This is a genomic window from Achromobacter sp. SIMBA_011 (assembly GCF_046535435.1).
In the GTDB taxonomy this organism is placed as follows: domain Bacteria; phylum Pseudomonadota; class Gammaproteobacteria; order Burkholderiales; family Burkholderiaceae_B; genus Achromobacter; species Achromobacter dolens.
The window spans coordinates 1-405 of record NZ_JAWRWN010000082.1 but is presented as its reverse complement, the minus strand read 5'-3'; the positions used below and the strand labels follow the sequence as shown (position 1 = coordinate 405).

Genomic DNA, 405 nt, shown 5'->3' with positions numbered 1-405 from the left:
AGCCAGGTCAGTTCCGAGGTGATAGGCCAGAATGCCGACCAACTGCTCAGTGTCCGGCATGGGGATCGCGACATGCTTTTCCAACCGCCCCGATCGTAACAGCGCAGGGTCAATCTTTTCCGGGAGGTTCGTCGCCGCAACGACGATCACGCCCTCGGTCTTCGATGTGCCGTCGAGAAGCTCAAGCAGCCGATTGATCAACGAGCGCCAGTAATCATCATGCTGCTCGCGTTTCCCGCCAAAGCGACTGCCGATATTGTCGATCTCGGCGATGAACAGAATGACGGGTGCATTCTCCCGCGCCAGTTCAAATGCCCTGGACATGCGCTTCAGAACATCACCGAGATAACCGGGCTCAAGCCAGGAGGCCACCGACGTTACCAGCAGTGGAACCTGTAACGTGTT

1 protein-coding gene is annotated in these 405 nt (G+C 57.5%); it reads right to left on the bottom strand.

The genetic code is table 11. The annotated features are described in order from the left end of the window. On the bottom strand, positions 1-405 hold a 405-nt coding region (locus SB816_RS30005), incomplete at both ends, for an ATP-binding protein (RefSeq protein WP_410547993.1).